We start from the raw sequence: 19,558 nt of genomic DNA, 5'->3' as shown, positions 1-19,558 counted from the left end.
AAATAAACCCGGCAAAAGTGCCGGGTTTATTTCTTTCAATGGCCTCTTACGACGTATAGCTCTTAACAAAATAAAGTAGCCAAAGACTATTTACTTCCACTGTTTAGAACTCTGCACTAGCACGTAAATACCAGAAGCCGCCGTTGAAACCAAAAGGCGAGGTCAATGCCTGGTCTACGCCCAGAAACTGCAGGGTTCCATCCTGTTCGTCATCAGGCTGTACATCAAAGATATTCTCACCACCGATGGCAATTTTGTAATTCTCATAGAGCGTGAAGGTTGCCTCCAGGTCCACCAGTATCTCGCTGCCATAGCTATAGGTATCCGAAGCATCACCCGGCCCAAACAGCCCCCCTGTTGACTCCCAGCTGCTATAACGATTCAGACGTAAATAACCGCTGAATATATCTCCGGTATCAAAATCCAACGTTAGTGTGGTGCGATCACTGGGCACCTGGTTTTCCAGGTCAAAAACCCTGGAGGCATTGATGGTGTTTTCTGCAACATTACTCACTTCCTGCTGGTTATGATTATGGCGTAAATCTACCACTAACAAATTGCCAGCCACCTCAAAGTCACTGGTAACTGCCAAGTCGATACCCGAAATTTCAGAGTCATAAGCGTTGACAAAATAGTTCGCATTACTACCACTCAGAAGTGCCGCATTTTCAACTCCCGCACTCTGAAGGAGTTCAACTTCCGCATCACCAATCGCATTGTTGCGCAAGGCCAGCCGATCCTCGATATCGATGTTGTAGTAATCGACAGTAACGCTGGTGTTATCGAACGGTGAAAAAACCGCCCCCAAGGTAAAGCTGGTGGATTCCTCTGGACTTAACTCTGCAGCGCCCAATGCCATAGCAACCGGGTGACTCACCGGGTATGTTCCATTCGGAATCAGATTACCGCTGGAATCAGCAGTTGTCGTGACATTCAGGGTGTTTACCTGTCCGGGAGTAGGCGCGCGGAAACCAGTATTTACAGTACCCCTTAGGGCGAAACGCTCATTGATGTCATAGCGGGCTGAGATCTTCCAGTCAGAGGTAGACCCAAACTCATCATATTCTTCAAGGCGTAGTGCCGTACCTAGCGTCAGTGCATCAGTTACGTCCGCTTCAAGGTCAATATAGGCGGCAATACTCTCACTACTGTAACTGCCGACAGCCTCAGTGGGGAAACCCTGAAATCCATCCGAGCCGACGCCAAAATGGGCCGCAGTCGGGCCCACTTCAGTGGAAGCAGAATCACCTGCGCCAATTGAATAGGTTTCCTCTCTCCACTCAGCACCAAAGGCCACGTTAAGCGGCGAATCTAAAAAAGCCAAATCCACAGGTTTCACAAAATCCGCATTAAGGCTGGACTCTTCCTGGGTAAGAGTGCCCGGCTTGAAACTGGTGGGCGACAATAAACCGAGGCTAGGGTTTATAGAATCTTTCAGTACATATTCCACCTCATTCTCCGCAACCCGCGCGCGCAGGTCCCAGGTCAGTCCATTTTGCATTTCGCCTCGAGCACCTACCACGGCGGAAATATCATGAATTTCTGCACCGAACTGGGGGTTATAGCCGCCAGGGAACTGGGTGTAGATGGGGTTGCGCAACACATATCCACTGGGGCTGGAATTATCGGCTACCAAATAATCGGATGGGTTTAACCCCTGGCCGATAATGTAATCAATCAACGACTGTGGTGCCGGATCTGGCAAATAGTCGACACTTCCAGGGTCATTAGGATCACTGGGCATATCCACCTGTAAAGTACCGCGAGCGGTAAATTGATGTTCCGGGTCAAGTACTGGGCCACGATAGAAGAAGTCTGAAATAGTTTCGTTGGTTGAGTAACCAAAATTTCCGTACAGCTCGACATCATCATTAATATCCAGGCCGCTGTTTACAAAAAATTTCAATGTCTCCACATCTGGATCACCCCAGCGCTGGCCAAGCCCGTCGAGCGGCACCAGGTCCTCTCCAACCACAGATCCGACAAACTCGGCATCAGGACGAGCGACGCCGCGCCAGGTTTTATCGGCCTTGGAATATTCCACAGTGCCATTGACAAAGCCCTTATCCCAGAGATTAAAGCCTGCATTGGCCGCCAAGCTGTTACGAGCCCCATCTCCTTCAAAATACTCACCAGTTTGTGCAGAAAAGCCGAAACCTTCTGCATCATCCTTTAAGATAATATTCACTACTCCGGCAATAGCGTCAGAGCCATATTGGGCCGAGGCGCCATCACGCAGTACTTCTATCCTTTCTATGGCCATAGATGGCAGCGTAGAAAAATCCACAGCCTGAGCACCTTGGTTAACCGTTCCCAGCGGAGCAAGTTGTAAGTTTACAAGGGCTGAACGGTGTCTACGTGTACCGTTAACCAGCACCAGTGTCTGGTCCGGAGATAAGTTGCGCAGGGTCACCGGACGAATAAATGCTGTTCCATCCGCAATTGGGAAACGCTGGGTATTAAAGGAAGGGGCAATTTTTGCCAGAGACTCTGTCAGATCGAAACTGGCCTGATCAGCCAGTTTATCACCACCGACCACATCGACTGGGGACAGAGTTTCTGTGGGAGAGACTCCCTCCTTGCGTGTACCGGTAGTAATCACCTCTTCCATCGCCCGGTCATCGACAGCCGGGGGCTGCTCGCTTTGCTCCTGGGCTAAGACGCCTGGAGCCGTAAGTGCGACAGCGATTGCCAGCGACAAAGGTCTTAGCAAATAGGTTTGCATGTTGCCCGTCCTCTCTTTTCATTATTAATTTGGACAGCACACCACTGGATAACCTTGAATAGTGATGAGCAGTATTATTCTTGCGCGCAATGAGACCTACAGAGCACTTTTTTGCTATGGGAATATATCAGCCTACCCTTATCTCTGAAAATTTTCGCGTCAGTGCTAAAAGTCTCTCAATTTTTGACATTTTCCCTCGCCTGATTAGACAACAGTTACTCTGGAAACCAAAACGCATGGCGTTTAAATTTATTTATGTTAATAGTTGACACACCTGACTAATGGTCATTGCTGCCAGGTGTGTCAAATTTTCAATTTTCCAGTAAATATTATTGATAGGATTCACATACCCAGAGAAGAAACACTCCCAGGCCACTCGCCATTATTGCGGGGTATGGGTTACATTCAATTCAAAACTGGACGTTTGACGACTATAGCCTCGAACCATGATGTAAGCTTCGCTATCACCATTTGGCACCTGTAAAGTACAGTTCTCATCAGAGCCATTTTCGTAGGGCCTGCAATCGTAATAACGCCAGGTGGGTGCAGCCCCAAAACGCACATATAAATCGGCATCATTTGTTCCCGTCATATCCGCAACAAAATTTGTGCCAGGCGTCACACTGAATGCCCCGTAGTGCTCCTCACCACCTCGCGACACGTTGCCCGAGAAGCTTTGGGTCTGCTCTTGGCCTGGATCGGGGTCAGGATCTGGATCGGGGTCAGGGCCAGGATCATTGCCAATGTACCCCTTGGCCAGTTCCGCCACATAGGCTGCCGCCAGTTTGCCAAATTTCACGGCATGATTGGCATCTCCACCACTATTAGCAAGAGTGTCATTTACAGTGTGGATATATGGGTTAGAACCATTAAAAGTCGCCTCAAAAGGGAAGGAAACCGCATACCCCTGATCGTGCCAGGAAGCGTGATCAGAACAAGCATAACCACAGTTAGTAGTGCCGACACTGAGGCCACCCTGATAGGTTTGCACCAGATCTTTAAGGAATGTGTTCTGGGCACCATTGGTGTAATCACCGATAATATAAATATCGCTATTCGAACCATAGTAATTGGTCATATCCAGCTGTAGCACACCAATCACGTTCTTATTCTGGTTCTTGTAATCTGTAGCTATATCATCGGAACCACGCAGCCCAACTTCTTCAGCCGCATACCCCATAAATGCCAGAGTTTTTGCCGGCTTATAGTCCGAAACTACTATTGCATTAATCACATCGGTCAAAGTTGCAATACCCGAAGCATCATCATCGGCACCCGGTGCTCGTGTACCCTCCCCGGTGCCAAACCCTACTGTTGAATCCAGGTGGGCCCCCAAAACCACTATCTCATCGGGATCTGTCTGTCCCTGAATAGTGAGAATAACTGAGGGCTGGGCCCAGCTGTGATTGTAAAGTTGCGCTGAAGCATCACTTCTTGAGCTGGTTAGATCCTGCCACTTATCCCGAATCCATTCGGCAGCATCCACCCCGGTTGTCGTTGTGTAATAGCGGTTGGTAAAGCTCGACAGGGTTTCAATAGTCGAGCGAATATTTGCCTCTGAGATTTTTCCTTGTAATGCACTGACCACATCCGCATTATCAATCGTATAACTGGCAACACTCTCTACCGTACTCACTAGCGGTGAAAGCTGCGCAGCCTGCGCCTCCTCCAGTGATTCATGTACCATAAAGCCACCACAGCGATTGTGGCTATTATGCATAATGGTAGAAATATCGGATAAATTACCCTCATCTACCTTTAATATCGTTATATCATTGTGCTCTCCTTGTGCAACCAGCGGCTGTTTTGACATTAATGCACTATTTTTTTTCAGGGTTTGATAGCCATCACTACCAATGGTTATCCACAACTCCTGCGCCAAGGCTATACCAGGCACTGCCAGGAACCCTATTAGCGATGTACGAATCATTTTTTTCATTATCTTCTCCACATTGATTTAGCCCCCTGCGCAAATCGGCAAAACCCAAGAAAACACAGACGGGCACCGTACACCCATGCAAAAATCTTGCACAAACAGCAATGCCGAAAACCAACAACATTCAAATAACATACAAATTATTGAATTTGGAGACGCAACCTGACTTAAAAGGAAATACTACAGGTCATCCAGATTTATTTTTATTATTCAAATTTTGAAAACGCGGAGGAGCCAAGTAAAACCAACTCGAATAGCTGGCAACTAAAACCGTAACACATACAAACAAATACTGAAATAATTTAGCAGTAATCACCAAAAAATAAATCATAAATTTTAAGAAAGATAAAAGATAAAAAAAATAAGAATATAAAAAATCCACTAATAGCAATTTGAACTAGGCATATCTCATAAAAAATATCATGAAATCTTTGCTGTAAAAAAATATACTCAATAAGCGAAAAGTAAAACTTCTTCGAATATAACGAGATTGGCAAGATAAAATGGGGACTTATTGTGACCTACTACTTTGAGACGAGGCATTCAATAGAGAGAAGTAAATTTAACGACTATTGAAATTGCATAAGCAACTCTTCTGCTACATTCCATTACCTGACAGTGAAGATGCACTCAAAGCATATTGACACTTATTAATTCCAGGACAATCGGCAACACCAATACGGACAATGGACTAACTCCGTAACAACCAACTTGAATAAACCCCTGACGCTACATCTCCGCTTGAAACCTGGAAGAACGATATAGGCGAGCTACCGCTCTACCCCACTCTTCTACTGAGACCACCAAGCCCACCCTTAAAATAATCTGCCAGAGGTTTTCTTCATATCTTCAGCCTACAGTCAGGTTCCAGTCAGTAAGCTCTATTAACAACCAGACAACAGGAAGCAACTGTGCAGTTAAGATATGGAATCCTTCTCGCCTCCCTCTCACTTCTGATTACGGGCTGCGCCACAATGAGTAAAGATGAGTGCCAAATGGCGGATTGGCAAGCAGTAGGCTTTGAGGACGGTGCAGCGGGCAAGGATTTAGGGTATATGGGCCGGCGTCGTGAAGCCTGCGCGAAACATGGTGTACAGCTTAATACCGGTGCCTATCGCAGTGGTCGCGATGAGGGGTTAGGGCTATTTTGCACAGAGCTGCGCGGCTTTGCCGAGGGGCGCTCTGGAGAAAACTACAATGGGGTATGCCCAGCCGACTTGGAAGGCTTGTTCCTGCGCGGTTACGAGGCCGGCCAGGATATATTCGTAGCGCACAACGCAGTAAAAGAGCTCGAAGCAACAATTCACGACCTGGAATTGGAGCGTGAGCACATCCTTGATGACATTACGGAGATGAGCGCTCTTATTGTGCTTGATGAAACCAGTCGGGATGAAAGGGTTATCTTGTTAGCAGATATTGCCCGACTAAAAATACGCCACACTGAGCTGGGGATTGAAATTAATGACCTGCTTTTTGCCTTAGGCCAGCGTCAAGCAGAGTACCAGGATGTTCTTGCAAGCTCACCTTACCACTAATAACTTGGTAATTTTCATTAGTGAAAGGCGTCTTATTTTAGGAAGCCTTTCTCTACTGCACTGTCTAGTTTCCCCTTTATTACTCCCCATAGCTCTTTACTACCCGCACCAATTCGGCTATTTAGGGAAAATACCTGGCTTTTACTTATTTCATATTCCTTCCACGTGTGCCCCTCATTATGGCAGTTTTGTAATAGTGGTGGCACCCTATCAATCGCCCGAGCAAACCGGGACTCTGCTGTTTCACCAGCCTCAAATTCTTGCCACAAATGCAGACACTCTGCCTTTAGGCCATCTGGCAACTTAGCCAATAAGCGTTCGATCCCCTGTTTCTCATTGGCTTTTTGCTTATCAGTCTCAGCAAAATAAATAATCTTATCGTCAGCATCTATTTCGCCCAGGTCATGAATCAGTAACATTTTGATAACTCGATCTATATCAACCTCCTCATTGGCATAGTCTTTTAACGCCAGCGCAGCTAGACAAACATGCCAGCTATGTTCAGCTGAATTTTCACGACGATTGATTCCGACCGGCCGAGTTTGACGCAAAACACTTTTCAATTTTTCCACCTCTATCAAGAAATCAAGAATCTGCTCAATCTCTCCCATAAAATTCCTTTGTTTATATTTCTTATTCAAATGGCTATTTAGCGAAAAAACAGGTATTAAATTCAATTCAAAATAATCAATTCTATAGCCATGCAGTATTAATTTTGCACACAATCAACGATGAAAAAAACTTTGACAAGTGAACTTATTCTTTGATCTTTCCTCGCATCGCCTTTACCTGAGAGCGTCGATTTTTGCTTTGCAGCCTTCTCTCTTTTGCTCCGCGACTGGGCTTGGTAGGAATACGCCGCTTTGGAACTTCAGCAGCCTGCTCAATTAGCTGTTGCAACCGAGAGAGGGCATCCTCTCGGTTTTTTTCCTGGGTACGGAAAGTCTGGGCCTTGATTACTACAATGCCATCAGAGGAGATCCGCCTATCTCTTATTTGCAGAAGCCGCTGTTTAATATTCTCTGGCAGCGAGGATTCATAGATATTAAAGCGCAAATGAATAGCACTGGATACCTTGTTAACATTTTGACCTCCCGCGCCCTGTGAACGCACAGCACTCAATTGAATTTCATCCTGAGGTATCTGGATTCGTCGCCGGGTGCCCAACATTTCACCTTTAAGTTCAATTCAAACACATCAGCAAGTGATAAGTCCTTGCATACCTGTGCATTTTAAGCTAACTCCTGGCGATAGAAAAAATACAAGTACAATACAAGTGTACCTATTTACCTCCTTAGGACTCTTCACGCAAATAAAGTGCAATGTGGAGAACGAGGTGAGTAATTTTAAAGTTAGGATGTATTTACCAAAAAAAAATCATCCAGTACTATTGCGCCACTTTTGTAGAGTGTCTCTCAAGGCCACTTCATCCCTAAAGTGACCAAGCAGCCAGCCTCTTTGCCCGTGACTTATTTTATTGTCTGGGTCAAATCCGCTAGTATTGCCACGCTTCCTTGAGGTACAGGAACAAAAAAAATAAAGACGCACACCGTTGTTTCCTCTGGATTCCTCCCGATGTTTCCTCTGGGTGTGCGATTACCGCGACTAGGAGAAAACCATGCCCAACGTCAAGCGCAGCCTCGCGGCCGCTATTGCACTTGCGACCATGACCAGCGCCTCTGCTTTTGCAGAGGAATCAGCTTTCAGCCAGGTTATTGCCTTTGGTGACAGTCTGACCGACGTAGGCAACTACGACGTATTTACCAATGGTGGTGATGCCAACGATATTGCCATCAACATCCTCTCTCAAAATCTGGGGCTGGGCCCTGTGACTGCTTCCTGCTCTGGAATGCAATCTCCTTTCTGCCTACCAGCTGTTGATCCAACATTGAGCCCTGCGGAACTTGAAGACTCAGTTTCAATGCAAGTTACCAGCGGTGCGCTTAATGCCGGTAGTGTTTGGGCTGTAGGTGGCCACAAAGCTGCTGATGTATTAATGAATGTGATTGGCACCGAGAACTATTTAGCTTTCCTTGAAGCCAATGGATTGCAAGATAGCCCAGCCCGACACAACGTCCTCAGTGCGCTGATGCCTCATGTCGGAGCTGATGGCCGTCCAGCCTACCCAGATTCTGAGCTTTTGGGCCTACTGCTTCTAAAGCAGGAAGAAGCTAAGCAACTGGCAATTAAAGCGAAAACTGCACAATTACAAGGTGATTTGGCCGCTGCAGTTGATCTTGGAAAGCAAGCGGAAGCAGCCAAAAATGAAGCCGGGCAGGCATTACAAGCGATTGTTGCCTCCACCGGTACCTCTGGAAACCCACACCCATTAGGCCGTGGTTACCTGGAAACCACCTCTGGAACAGCTGATGCCAATGCCCTCTACTGGGTCAATGGCGGCGGCAATGATCTGCTTAGTGGTTTTAGTAGTTTCGCTGCCGGTGAGATGAGCATTGAAGAAGCTACCGCTGAAATCGGTATAGCTTCCGCCATGCTGGCAACTGCAGCCGGAGCCCTGTCTGGTGCAGGCGCCAACTATATTCTGGTATCCAATGTACCCGATATCAGTAAGACACCTGCTGTTTATGCAAAGATTACCGCTGATTTAAATACTGCTGTAGAAGCAGGCCTCATGACTCAGGAACAGGCTGATGCAAAGCTGGAATCTTCTTTACAGCAAGCCAGCGCAGCCTCCGAAGCCTTTAACGCCAGCCTGCTAGCACAAGCCAAAGATATTGATGGCGTGCTGATGGTCGATCAGGCCGGCTTGCTCAAGGTGGCACTGGAAAACGCCGGCCAGCTGGGCCTTTCCGCTGAGTTCGACCAAAGCCAGTACTGTTACGACGGTAGCGGTGGTGAATGTATTGAGCACCCGGTTTACGGAATCAGCCAGGATACTGCTGACGCCTCCAAACTGATATTCAACGATACAGTACACCCGACGCAAGTTGGTCAGCAGGTACTCGCCGACTACTACACCGCTATCGTTAACGCGGCCCAGGTTGCCGGTCAGTTGCCTGATATCGGTGCCCAGGCGGCCCGCACTCACACCAACAGCCTGGATGAAAACCTGGCCGGTGTTCGTTATAGCCAAGCCCAAACTGGCGTGTTTGTGGGCAGCGTCTTCGGTGACATTGATTACGATAACGGTTTTGCCGCAGATATGAGCGGAGATAGCAATGCTAACCTGATCGGAATGACCTACGCCCTGCGCGACAATCTCGAACTAGGTTTGGCAGTGAGCCGCTCCGATATTGATGTGGACAACGCCCGCTCCGATATCGAGTCCACTTCCACTAACTACAGCCTGTTCGGCCGCTTCCACCACGATATCTTCTTCGTAGAAGGTAGCGCCACCCTGACGGACGTGGACTTCGACCAGGTGAACCGCGCCCTGGCTCTTGGCAATAGCTTCTCCTCAGAACTGGAAGGAGATACTTCCGGAGAAAACACCACCCTGAGTTTAACTGCAGGTGCCAATCTGTTCAGTTACTCCAGCTTCCAGTTCGGCCCCTTTGTTGGTTTAACTCGTGCAACTATGGAAGTGGATGGCTATACCGAAGACGCGATTGAGGGCTTCACCTATAGCGACTTGAATGGCAACGAGTTTGACCCGCTGGGTATGAACTATGGAGACCAGGAACGTCGTTACACCACCATGCGTTTTGGCGCCTTTGCCAATAAGAGCTGGAATACCGTTAACGCCTACGCCCAGCTCTGGTATGAAGATACTCGTGGTACCGACGAAGACACTCTGGAAGTTGGTGTTAAGTCCATGGCGGGCAATATGAATGCCATGCCCAGCTACTCTAGCGTAGATCAGGGCCTGTTCGACGACGGTATGGGCCTGATCGCCGGTATTCGCTGGCAAGCCGCTGAGTCTATTGCACTGAGCGCGAATGTGACTTCTCGCCCAACGGCAGAGTCGGCTTCCGTCAACGTAACCTACCGCTTCTAGTCCTGCGATAGCCTTTATGTTTATGTGCCTCCCAACTGGGAGGCACACTCTTCTCTCCACGCCCTGCTTCGAAACAGCCAGACTCAACTCTCGCCAACTGCTGACTGCCAAGGCAAAATAAGCGTTCAACTCAATATAACTGTGCGCCCTGAATGTTCCAAATTAAAACGCCCAATCTGGTTTTACTCGAGCTAGGAAATGATGATGCAGAGCTGATGCTCAACCTGCTCAACGACTCCGACTTTTTACAGAATATTGGTGATCGAGGTGTGCGTAACCTTGAGCAGGCTCGCCAATATATCGAGAACGGCCCCGTGTCTATGTACCGACAGCATGGTTTTGGCCTTTATAAAGTGGAGCTCAAGGATGGAACTGCAATTGGCATCTGTGGCCTGATCAGGCGTAATGGTCTAGATGATGTGGATATCGGCTTCGCTTTCCTGCCGCAGTACCGGGGCAAAGGCTATGCCCTGGAGGCCTCACAGGCCATAATGCTCCACGGCCAAAAAGCCTTAGGCCTGTTGCGTATTGTCGCAATCACTCGACCAGATAATACGCCCTCAATAAAGCTTCTGGAAAAAATCGGACTCAAAACTGAAAAGAGGGTCACATTGCCCGGAGAGACAGAGGAACTACTGCTAATGGCCTGGGAGGCTGAGAATAACTGCTCTAAGGCATAGCAACAGATTGTTTCATACAAGAAGGTTATTGACTGTTATTGTCAGGCCCGCTTCCTGGAAGAGTTTCTCTCTTACAGAAAAGAGTGCCCCTCTCTATTACCTTACAATATCTAAGGTTTCTCGTTGACATACCCGAAAGCTGGGCTAGTCTCCTTTTACCAACCAGGAGAAGACAGCCATGATTATCGCGACAGATATGCCTGAAGTCAGCAGGTGTGCCGCCACTCAATGTGCCTACAATGCTGACGATGGCTGCCATGCCAGAGCTATCACTATTGGCCACGGGACAGATCCCGATTGCGATACATTCTTTACCAACTCGAAACATACTAGCAGCTCTCGCACTGCCGGCGTTGGCGCATGCAAAATGGAAGACTGTAAGTTCAATGACGATTTTGAATGCTCCGCTGAAAGTATTGAAGTTGGCCACACTGGCAACACAAACAACTGCCTGAGTTACACTCATTAAATTGATCATCGAAAGTCATTCGTAAAAAAAGCCCGACAATAATAGATTGCCGGGCTTTTTTGCATATATATGTTGGCTTCTAAGTTTATGTCTTAGCCAAATTCAATTCACCGCCTGCAAATCAGCCTTTGTTTTCTGAGTGCTATCACTATCTCGTGTCTCCCACACAATACCTTCCACATCTGCAAACTGCTTAAATAGATACTGGTAGTGGGCATCCAATACTTTACGTTTAATCTTCAAGGTGGGAGTTAAGAACTCATTTAGTGGAGTCCACTCCTCTTTGCAGATAAATATAGTCTTGATGCGTTCGTGATGAGGCAAGCGTTCATTTACTGTCTCCAATATTCTTTGGAGCTGTTCATTGACTTCGGTACGAGGCATTTTTTCTGCAGTTTCAGATAGTGTTGCCAACATTACCGGCTGATCCATTCCATGACCAAGCACACAAAGTTGCGCCAGAAGTGTCTCATTCCCAAAGTGCCCCTCTAGGCGACTGGGCTGAATAAATTTTCCTTTACTGGTTTTAAAAGTCTCAGAAATTCGGCCGGTAATATGTAACAGCCCATCCCCATCAATATAGCCCGAGTCTCCGGTATGGTAATAGCCGTCACGGATAACTTCCGCTGTTTTCTCAGGCTCCAGGTAGTAGCCTTTCATGAGGGAGCCACTCTTGAATAATATTTCTCCCTCATCAGAAATCTTCAACTCACAGCCATGGTATGTTTTGCCTACCGTACCCGGTACTGGCTCCTCCCCCGGCAACACAAAGCAACCATAGATAAAGTTTTCTGTCATGCCATAGCCATCGGCAATCTGCATTCCCATACGCTCATACCAGCGCAACAACTCAATAGAAATAGGCGAGGCTCCTGTTACCAGCATTCTCGCCTGGTCCAGACCAAGACCTGTACGCACCTTATTTTTTAGCCAGCTGCTCAATCCTGGTATGCGCAGTAAAACATTTTGTAATGCTGGTGGAATTTTTTCATCTATACCCTCTTTAAACTTGGTCCATAGTCTGGGGACTGAAAAGAACATCGTGGGTCGAGTACGCTGCAAATCCTCAAGGAACGTATCCAGGGACTCAGGAAAATGCACCGGGGTACCCGAGTAGAGGCAGTGAAATTCTACCAGGATACGCTCTGCAGCATGGGCCAGTGGTAAATAAGAGAGAACACGATCAGCCTCATTAAACCCGTAACCCCGAATCATATTTGGTACAACAAAAATTACTGAAGACCAGGTGTGCATAACCCCCTTCGGATTACCGGTGGTTCCAGAGGTATACATAATGGTAAAGAGATCGTCTTCATCGAATACCGGGCTTTCCTCGTAACGTGCACTGGCGTTTATAACCGCTTCGAGTTCCTGATCACAATGAATCTCACAACGCTGAATCGCTACACTCGGTAGAGAGTCTGCAACTTCCTGCAATGCAGCATTGTTATCCGTGGCACCACAGAAAAGTAGTTTTGACTCAGAGTGCTGCAAGACGTAGGACATGGAAGACGCAGACTGCCCAGGGTATAGGGGCACGCTCACCATCCCCGCCAGCATGATACCTACATCCACGATAATCCAGTCTGCACAGTTTTTGGCATGGATCGCGATACGATCCCCAGGCTCAAATTGGCTAAGCAGGTAACCCGCAATCCTTCGGGCTTTGTCCATCACCTCATACCATGTGTATTCTCGCCATTGACGCCGCTGCATCTGGCGGAGAAATACTGTTTCTGGCTCTTCGGCCTCTCTCTTATAGAGGAGCTCCAGAGGCTGGAGGCCTTTCACCTTTTCGTATCGTTCTTCCGGGGTCATCGCTTTCCTCACTCATTATTGTGTTTATTGTGATCTGATGTGTTATTACTGCACCTAAGTACCATATCAGTGCAGTATGTTGCGCCCAGAGTATTTACCCTAGTTACCGTTTAGAACTAAATTACCACTATCGTCAGCCCTGGCTAAGACCAGAACTAAGGTATGGCAGTCGCAACACATAAGAAAGGCAGAATCTTCTTATCCTTATTATTCATCCAAAGTTACTGAAGATATGCGGTTAGTGCAATTCCTTGTGCCACCCTAAAAACAGTTATTTTTTATTAGATAAAATTAGACTGATCAGTCTGTGAGGTAGGTAGGAAAGTTCGCCAAATTGAAGTCTCAATAACTTTGTTGAAATAATCTGTGACTTGTCGACTTAGGCAACTGTACGATTAGCAACGGCAGCACTGAAGTTAAGGAAACCGAGCCACTAGTTAATAAGGCAATCAACATGTTTTTAAACATTAAACTTCAGATTTTAGAGCACCCCTAATTGGTGTAAATATTTGCAGCCTGCCGCCATACAAATGTTAAATTTTTTCCCAGGATAGAAACCTGTACAAATTGATAAACAATTTAAAACAGAGAGACAAACCTATACACAACTTTAAAAGACATTAGTATCAAATTTCTTACTATTGTTACCCCAAATAAAACGCCCATTGATATAGCTTATAAAACCTTAGAAAACGAAGAGGCGAAAAAACAGAAGAAAGCATGTGAAGGAGTGAACTACAAACTCTAACAGTTTACAGATGCTGTCCGGAATTTTAAGTAAGAAAAGAAGAGAAACAGCTTTAGAGGTATTCAGTCAAAAGATTTACCAGGGGCAAATGAAAAATTTTCACTTGCCCCTGGTCTGCACTAGCCTACCTTCTCCCCGTGTGCCTGCTTATCCGCATGGTAAGAAGAGCGCACCAACGGGCCACAAGCTGCGTGCTTGAAACCGATTTGTTCTGCATAGCGGCGATATTCTTCAAACTCATCCGGGTGGACATAGCGCTGTACAGGCAAGTGCTCCTTGCTCGGCTGTAAATACTGGCCGATGGTGAGCATATCGATATCGTGCTCACGCATATCATCCATTACCTGGAAGATTTCTTCCTTTTCCTCACCCAGGCCCACCATCAAACCAGACTTGGTTAGTACATCCGGGCGGCGTTTTTTATATTCCTGTAGCAACTTCAGGGACCATTTGTAATTAGCTCCAGGACGGGATTCCCGATATAAACGGGGCACAGTCTCCAGGTTGTGGTTAAATACGTCCGGTGCCTCCTTCTCTAGAATATCCAGCGCAACATCCATGCGGCCACGAAAATCCGGAGTCAGGATTTCCACCTGCAGATCTGGTGACAGCTGGCGAGATTCACGGATGCATTCCGCAAAATGCTCAGCACCGCCATCGCGCAAATCATCACGATCCACCGAGGTGATCACTACATAGCGCAGGCTCATGGCGGCAATGGCTTCAGCCAGATTTTTGGGTTCTTCCGGATCGAGGGGATTGGGTTTACCGTGGCCCACATCGCAGAATGGGCAGCGGCGCGTACAAATCTCCCCCATGATCATAAAGGTCGCTGTACCACCACTGAAGCACTCCCCAAGATTTGGGCAGCTTGCCTCTTCACACACTGTGGAGAGCTTTTGCGAGCGCAATATGTTCTTGATACGGTCCACCTCTTTGGAGGCTGGGACTTTTACACGAATCCAATCCGGCTTACGCAAAACGGTATCACTGGCAATTACCTTGACTGGGATACGCTCGACCTTATCACCGTCGCGTAATTTTTCCCCCTGCTGGAGGCGGCGGGTGCGCTTTACCGGCACCAGATCGGGTTTTTCAGCCATTACTTAATTCCTGCTGTTCCGCGCTCAGTTGCGCCAAAGTGTGTTCGTCTAGTGGCTGCCACTCTGCTGAAGGCAGCTCGAGCGTGCGCAACAATTCGCACACAAAAATTTCTGCCACTTGCTTCCAAGTAGGTGTCTCTTGCAGTAACTCGGCCATTTGCACCATTTCCATACCTGCGTATCCACAAGGATTAATCCGGTGGAAGGGGGCCAAGTCCATATCGATGTTGATGGCAATACCGTGGAAGCTGCAACCACGGCGTACTCGCAGCCCAATGGAAGCAATCTTGCTACCACTGCGGGGGCCGCCCTCAGTCAAATACACTCCGGGAGCATCAGCGCGGGGGGCGGCAGCAATGCCAAAGGCCTTAAGCATCGCGACAGTGGCGCTCTCCAGTGCCGTCACAAGGTCACGTACGCCAATTTTGGCCCGACGCAAATCCAGAAGTGGATAAACTACCAATTGCCCAGGGCCGTGATAGGTAACCTGCCCACCACGATCCACCTGAACTACCGGGATATCCCCAGTATTCAGCAGGTGTTCGGCTTTGCCGGCCTGTCCTTGGGTGAATACAGGCTCGTGCTCCACACACCATATCTCATCAGAGCTATTTTCATCGCGGAGGTCAGTGTAGCGAGACATCGCGCGCCAGACGGTCTCGTAATCTCGCTTGGCGAGGTTGCGCACAACGGTCATCAAAGCACCATATGCACCGCTGGGTGCTCTTTCAACTCTTCAAACAGAGCTTTGAGCTGATCTTCACCGGTAGCGAGGATAAAGAATGTCATTGAGGTGAATTTACCGGTGCTACTGTCGCGCAGGGTAATTCGATCTTCATCCAGCCCGGGGGCATGGCGACGCATCACTTCCAGTACAAACTCGTGCGCTTGGTCATTGGCATCCCGCACCACTTTGACCATATAGTCTTCGCAGGGAAACTCAATTTTCGGGGGTTGCTGATTGGGGTCTTGGCTCATACCACTCTCCGAGGTCCGGCTGTCAGGTATTAAGAAGAAGCTTAGGCACAGCCGGGCGGCGATTATACAGCGAGCAGTGTGCAGTGGACAGGGAGTGGCAGGGGGAAGTAGGCAGAGAGTTCGGGGAGCTGGCCAGGGGTGGCTAACAGCCACCCCTATCTCATAAGCTTGGTGAAGTTAGTTAAAGAAGCTGATCACGAAGCGCTTGATGGAATCCCACATCCGCTTAAAGAAACCGGCGCGCTCCACATCCTCCGCCGCTACGGCTTTCACATCGGCAACTGTCTGGCCATCCAGAGTCACAACAACTTTGCCCACTGGTTGGCCTTTCTTAATCGGAGCCTCCAGCTCACCATCAACAATCAGATCAGCTTTAATACCCTCTTCACCACCGCGGGGGATAGTGACAAAGATATCCTTCTCCACTGCGATACCAACGTTGGGCTCCTTGCCACCCCACACTCGCTCGGTTTGCAGGACTTCACCCTGGCCGTACACCTTGTGGGTCTGGTAATAACGAAAACCGTAAGCTAGCAGCTTCTGAGTCTCCGAAGCCCGCTTCTCGTCACTGTCAGTACCCACCACGATTGCAATCAAGCGCATACCACGCTTCATCGCAGAGGCCACCAGGCAGTAACCGGCCTCTTCAGTGTGACCGGTCTTGATGCCATCTACCGCAGAGTCACGCCACAACAGGCGATTGCGATTGGGCTGGTTGATACCGGAATAGCTGAAATACTTTTCAGAGTAGATATCGTAGTGCTCAGGGTGATTGGCGATCAGCGCGCGGGCCAGGATGCCCAGATCACGGGCAGTAGTCATATGCCCTTCAGCGGGCCAGCCAGTGGCATTAACAAAATTGGTATTTTCCATACCCAGAAGTTCTGCCTGCTGGTTCATTACCTCAGCAAACACTTCTTCACTACCAGAGACATGCTCCGCCAGGGCAATACTGGCGTCGTTTCCGGATTGAATAATAACTCCGCGCATCAGGTCCATAACTGGAACCTGGTCGCCAACCTTGACGAACATCTTCGAGCCGCCCTTCCGCCAGGCTTTCTCGGAGATACGCACTTTGTCATCTTCTTTGATACTGCCTTTGAGCATCTCTTCCGAGACAATGTAGGCCGTCATCATTTTGGTAAGACTAGCGGGGGGCACCTCTTTATCCGCTTCGTGCTCTACCAACACCTGGCCGGTATTGGCATCCACAAGTAGGTATGAGGTGGCCGCCAGCTGGGGCGGAGCCGGAATGAGTGATTGCGCCTGGGCCAGGCCCGCACAAAGCAACAGGAAAGAGCAGGCGATAATCCGTGTGATCATAGGTGAGAGTCTCGTTAATCCTCGTGTTCGTAGGCTGGCTGTTAACCCAATATTCATTTTAAAAGATTAATACACGACCATGGTCTGTCACCAAATGCCGTCAGCCAGGAATGTTGACAAAATACAAGAAAATTCGCGCCATTGCGCAGTATTTTGTAAACGGCTATTCAACTGACCGTCACCTATAGTAGCGGTCGCTGACTGCCAGAGCCTAGTGCAGGGCTCGTTGAAACATCAGACTTGGCTATTTATTCATATACCACCTGGGGATCACCCAACTGGTTCTTCTGCACGGTTTCCCGAGCGGTAGCCAGAGCCCTCTGCTGAGAAATTGGCCCAATACGCACCCGATAAAATGTCTTGCCACTACGCGTTACAGGACTGACAGAAACAGGATAGTCAATTGAAGCCGTCAGCTGTGCACGGATCTTCTCCGCTTGGCTGGCATTACGGTATGCACCAACCTGAAGAAAGGTATTTTCCGGTAACTGAATCGTTGTATCCTGCGGCAGGCTACGTGTAACGTCACCGGCCAGTATAGTTTCAGTCACAGGTGGCAGAGAGGCCGGGTCCAGCGCTTCTACCTCAACCCGTGCAATCCCCTTATCCACATACCCCAACTTCTGAGCGGCAGTATAACTTAGGTCGATAATACGCCCATGCACAAAGGGGCCACGATCATTTACGCGCACAATAATACTGCGGCCATTATCCAGGTTGGTTACCTTGGCATAACTGGGTAGTGGCAAAGTTTTGTGCGCCGCGGACATGGCGTACATGTTGTAGATTTCCCCATTGGCAGTACGGCGGCCATGGAACTTGGTGCCATACCAGGAGGCTTGGCCCCTCTCCTTATAACCTTTGACCGCACTGCGCACATGGTAAGTAACGCCCCTTACTTTGTAGGGAGATTTGTTTCCGGCTGGGCCAATGGGCTCGCGCACAGGAGTTGGCTCAGGTGTAGCCAGCATATCCACCGGGGCTGCTGGACCACTATCCTCAACGCTGTCGAAATCTGAATCGGCTTGCTTACCCGGCTGGGTTTGCGGCCCCCCACAGGCCATCAAGAATAAAGCGGCGAGGAGGGCCCCACGCCGCAAACTGCACTGAAACATAATCCCCCCGGCGCGCGGCAACCACTAGTTGCCGTCTCCAAGCCGCTATTATCTGAAACTACTTAATAAAATAGAAAGTTTTTGATTACAGGTGGCGCCATTGGTTCCACGATACTGGCAGTTTTTGCCGGTATGCGGCTATTAAGCTCTGCCTAGGATTTCCCTCCACGCGCTTTGACGATTTCCTGAGCCAATTCATTTACCGCCATAGCGTAGAGGCGGCTGCGGTTATAAGTGGTAATGGTGGAAAAATTATTGAGCCCCAACCAGTACTGCTTGCCCTGCTCTGTCTGCAGGGAGAAGACAATTGCCGGCATTTCCGGAGCAACCTGACTCGTCGCGTTGAAGCCTTTTTCTGCCAGCTCTCCCACAGTCCACTCTGGCAACAGGGTGTCATTGACGATTGTCATATCCGCATTGGGGCGCGGGCTCGCCAGCACGGTAACCGGCTCACCGGGTTTCCAGCCATGTTTGGCTAGATAGTTAGCCACACTACCAATAGCGTCAGTAGTGTTATTCCAGATATCCACCTTGCCGTCATTGCTGAAGTCCACGGCATAGGCACGGTAGCTCGAAGGCATAAATTGCCCGTACCCCATTGCACCAGCATAGGAGCCCCTAAGTGCAAGGGGGTCCATTTCCTGATCCCGGGTCAGAAGCAGGTAATTTTCCAGCTCTTTGGTAAAAAACTGTGAGCGGCGTGGGTAATTGAAAGCCAGTGTAGAAAGCGCATCCAGCACCCGGTAGCCTCCCATATTGCCACCGTAGCGGGTTTCGATACCGATGATGGCAACGATCATTTCAGCCGGCACACCGTATTTGTTCTCGGCTTCAGCCAGGGCTTCCTTGTTCTTATCCCAGAAATCAACACCACCGGCGATGCTCTGTGGGGTCAGAAATAGCTTGCGGTATTCATACCAGGGCTTGGCTTTTTCAGCCGGGCGCCTGATTGCCTTGAGTATCGAGTCTTTGCGCTTGGCCTCACGCATTAATTCCTGCAGCTCTTTGCGGTCAAATTGGTGCTCTTCCACCATGTACTCTACGAATTTCTGTGCATCCGCATTGTCACCATGACCGGGCTCCTGTGCGCAGGCGGCCAGGGCCAGCCCCATCCCAACCAATAGTCCCGAGGTCCACTTCAAAACGACCGCTCCTGTCTTCATCTCGCGT

Annotated in this window: 15 protein-coding genes; 4 read left to right on the top strand and 11 right to left on the bottom strand. The window is 48.8% G+C overall.

Going from position 1 to position 19,558, the window contains the following annotated elements; all coding sequences use genetic code 11:
* Positions 1 to 103 precede the first annotated feature (103 nt).
* A complete protein-coding gene (locus tag ABWV76_RS11175; protein ID WP_282952553.1) occupies positions 104 to 2,725 on the bottom strand; it encodes a TonB-dependent receptor plug domain-containing protein in 2,622 nt (873 codons plus the stop codon).
* Between the two features lie 382 nt (positions 2,726 to 3,107).
* Entirely contained in the window at positions 3,108 to 4,664 is a 1,557-nt protein-coding gene (locus tag ABWV76_RS11170) for a M28 family peptidase (protein ID WP_282952552.1), read from the bottom strand.
* A 908-nt stretch (positions 4,665 to 5,572) separates the two neighbouring features.
* Here ABWV76_RS11170 and ABWV76_RS11165 point away from each other — a divergent pair.
* Complete coding sequence (locus tag ABWV76_RS11165) at positions 5,573 to 6,196, top strand: DUF2799 domain-containing protein (RefSeq protein WP_020412473.1); 624 nt, start codon at positions 5,573 to 5,575, stop codon at positions 6,194 to 6,196.
* Between the two features lie 32 nt (positions 6,197 to 6,228).
* Here ABWV76_RS11165 and ABWV76_RS11160 read toward each other — a convergent pair whose 3' ends face one another.
* A complete protein-coding gene (locus ABWV76_RS11160) occupies positions 6,229 to 6,807 on the bottom strand; it encodes an HD domain-containing protein (RefSeq protein WP_353375978.1) in 579 nt (192 codons plus the stop codon).
* A gap of 145 nt (positions 6,808 to 6,952) precedes the next feature.
* The gene (gene arfB, locus ABWV76_RS11155) at positions 6,953 to 7,366 is read right to left on the bottom strand and encodes an alternative ribosome rescue aminoacyl-tRNA hydrolase ArfB (RefSeq protein WP_020412471.1); all 414 of its coding nucleotides are present in this window, start codon (positions 7,364 to 7,366) and stop codon (positions 6,953 to 6,955) included.
* A 448-nt stretch (positions 7,367 to 7,814) separates the two neighbouring features.
* On the opposite strand from arfB, the gene ABWV76_RS11150 reads away from it, so the two are divergent.
* The 3 genes from ABWV76_RS11150 (at position 7,815) to ABWV76_RS11140 (ending at position 11,303) form a co-directional block, all read left to right on the top strand.
* On the top strand, positions 7,815 to 10,154 hold the full coding sequence (locus tag ABWV76_RS11150) for an autotransporter outer membrane beta-barrel domain-containing protein (protein WP_282952550.1): 2,340 nt from the start codon (positions 7,815 to 7,817) through the stop codon (positions 10,152 to 10,154).
* 152 nt (positions 10,155 to 10,306) lie between these two features.
* Positions 10,307 to 10,834, top strand: a complete 528-nt coding sequence (locus ABWV76_RS11145; RefSeq protein WP_020412469.1) for a GNAT family N-acetyltransferase — start codon at positions 10,307 to 10,309, stop codon at positions 10,832 to 10,834.
* A 178-nt stretch (positions 10,835 to 11,012) separates the two neighbouring features.
* Positions 11,013 to 11,303, top strand: coding sequence for a DUF1540 domain-containing protein (locus tag ABWV76_RS11140; protein ID WP_020412468.1), 291 nt, complete (start codon positions 11,013 to 11,015; stop codon positions 11,301 to 11,303).
* Between the two features lie 102 nt (positions 11,304 to 11,405).
* Here ABWV76_RS11140 and ABWV76_RS11135 read toward each other — a convergent pair whose 3' ends face one another.
* The 7 genes from ABWV76_RS11135 to mltB form a co-directional block, all read right to left on the bottom strand.
* Positions 11,406 to 13,121: an AMP-binding protein gene (locus ABWV76_RS11135; protein WP_353375977.1), complete on the bottom strand. Its 1,716-nt coding sequence runs from the start codon at positions 13,119 to 13,121 to the stop codon at positions 11,406 to 11,408.
* Between the two features lie 867 nt (positions 13,122 to 13,988).
* Complete coding sequence (lipA, locus tag ABWV76_RS11130; RefSeq protein WP_020412466.1) at positions 13,989 to 14,972, bottom strand: lipoyl synthase; 984 nt, start codon at positions 14,970 to 14,972, stop codon at positions 13,989 to 13,991.
* Positions 14,965 to 15,669, bottom strand: a complete 705-nt coding sequence (lipB, locus tag ABWV76_RS11125) for a lipoyl(octanoyl) transferase LipB (RefSeq protein WP_353375976.1) — start codon at positions 15,667 to 15,669, stop codon at positions 14,965 to 14,967. The genes lipA and lipB overlap by 8 nt, the downstream gene beginning before the upstream one ends.
* On the bottom strand, positions 15,669 to 15,950 hold the full coding sequence (locus tag ABWV76_RS11120) for an HP0495 family protein (protein ID WP_282952549.1): 282 nt from the start codon (positions 15,948 to 15,950) through the stop codon (positions 15,669 to 15,671). Before ABWV76_RS11120 ends, lipB begins: the two co-directional genes overlap by 1 nt.
* A gap of 177 nt (positions 15,951 to 16,127) precedes the next feature.
* Positions 16,128 to 17,273 carry a D-alanyl-D-alanine carboxypeptidase family protein gene (locus ABWV76_RS11115; RefSeq protein WP_020412463.1) on the bottom strand — a complete coding sequence of 382 codons (1,146 nt, stop codon included), beginning with the start codon at positions 17,271 to 17,273 and terminating at the stop codon, positions 16,128 to 16,130.
* A 248-nt stretch (positions 17,274 to 17,521) separates the two neighbouring features.
* The gene (locus tag ABWV76_RS11110) at positions 17,522 to 18,388 is read right to left on the bottom strand and encodes a septal ring lytic transglycosylase RlpA family protein (protein WP_020412462.1); all 867 of its coding nucleotides are present in this window, start codon (positions 18,386 to 18,388) and stop codon (positions 17,522 to 17,524) included.
* 152 nt (positions 18,389 to 18,540) lie between these two features.
* The gene (mltB, locus tag ABWV76_RS11105; protein ID WP_020412461.1) at positions 18,541 to 19,551 is read right to left on the bottom strand and encodes a lytic murein transglycosylase B; all 1,011 of its coding nucleotides are present in this window, start codon (positions 19,549 to 19,551) and stop codon (positions 18,541 to 18,543) included.
* Positions 19,552 to 19,558: the final 7 nt, after the last annotated feature.

Origin of the sequence: Microbulbifer sp. NBRC 101763 (genome assembly GCF_040371615.1) — a bacterium.
Classification (GTDB): domain Bacteria; phylum Pseudomonadota; class Gammaproteobacteria; order Pseudomonadales; family Cellvibrionaceae; genus Microbulbifer; species Microbulbifer variabilis.
This window is presented reverse-complemented; position numbering and strand designations above follow the sequence as displayed.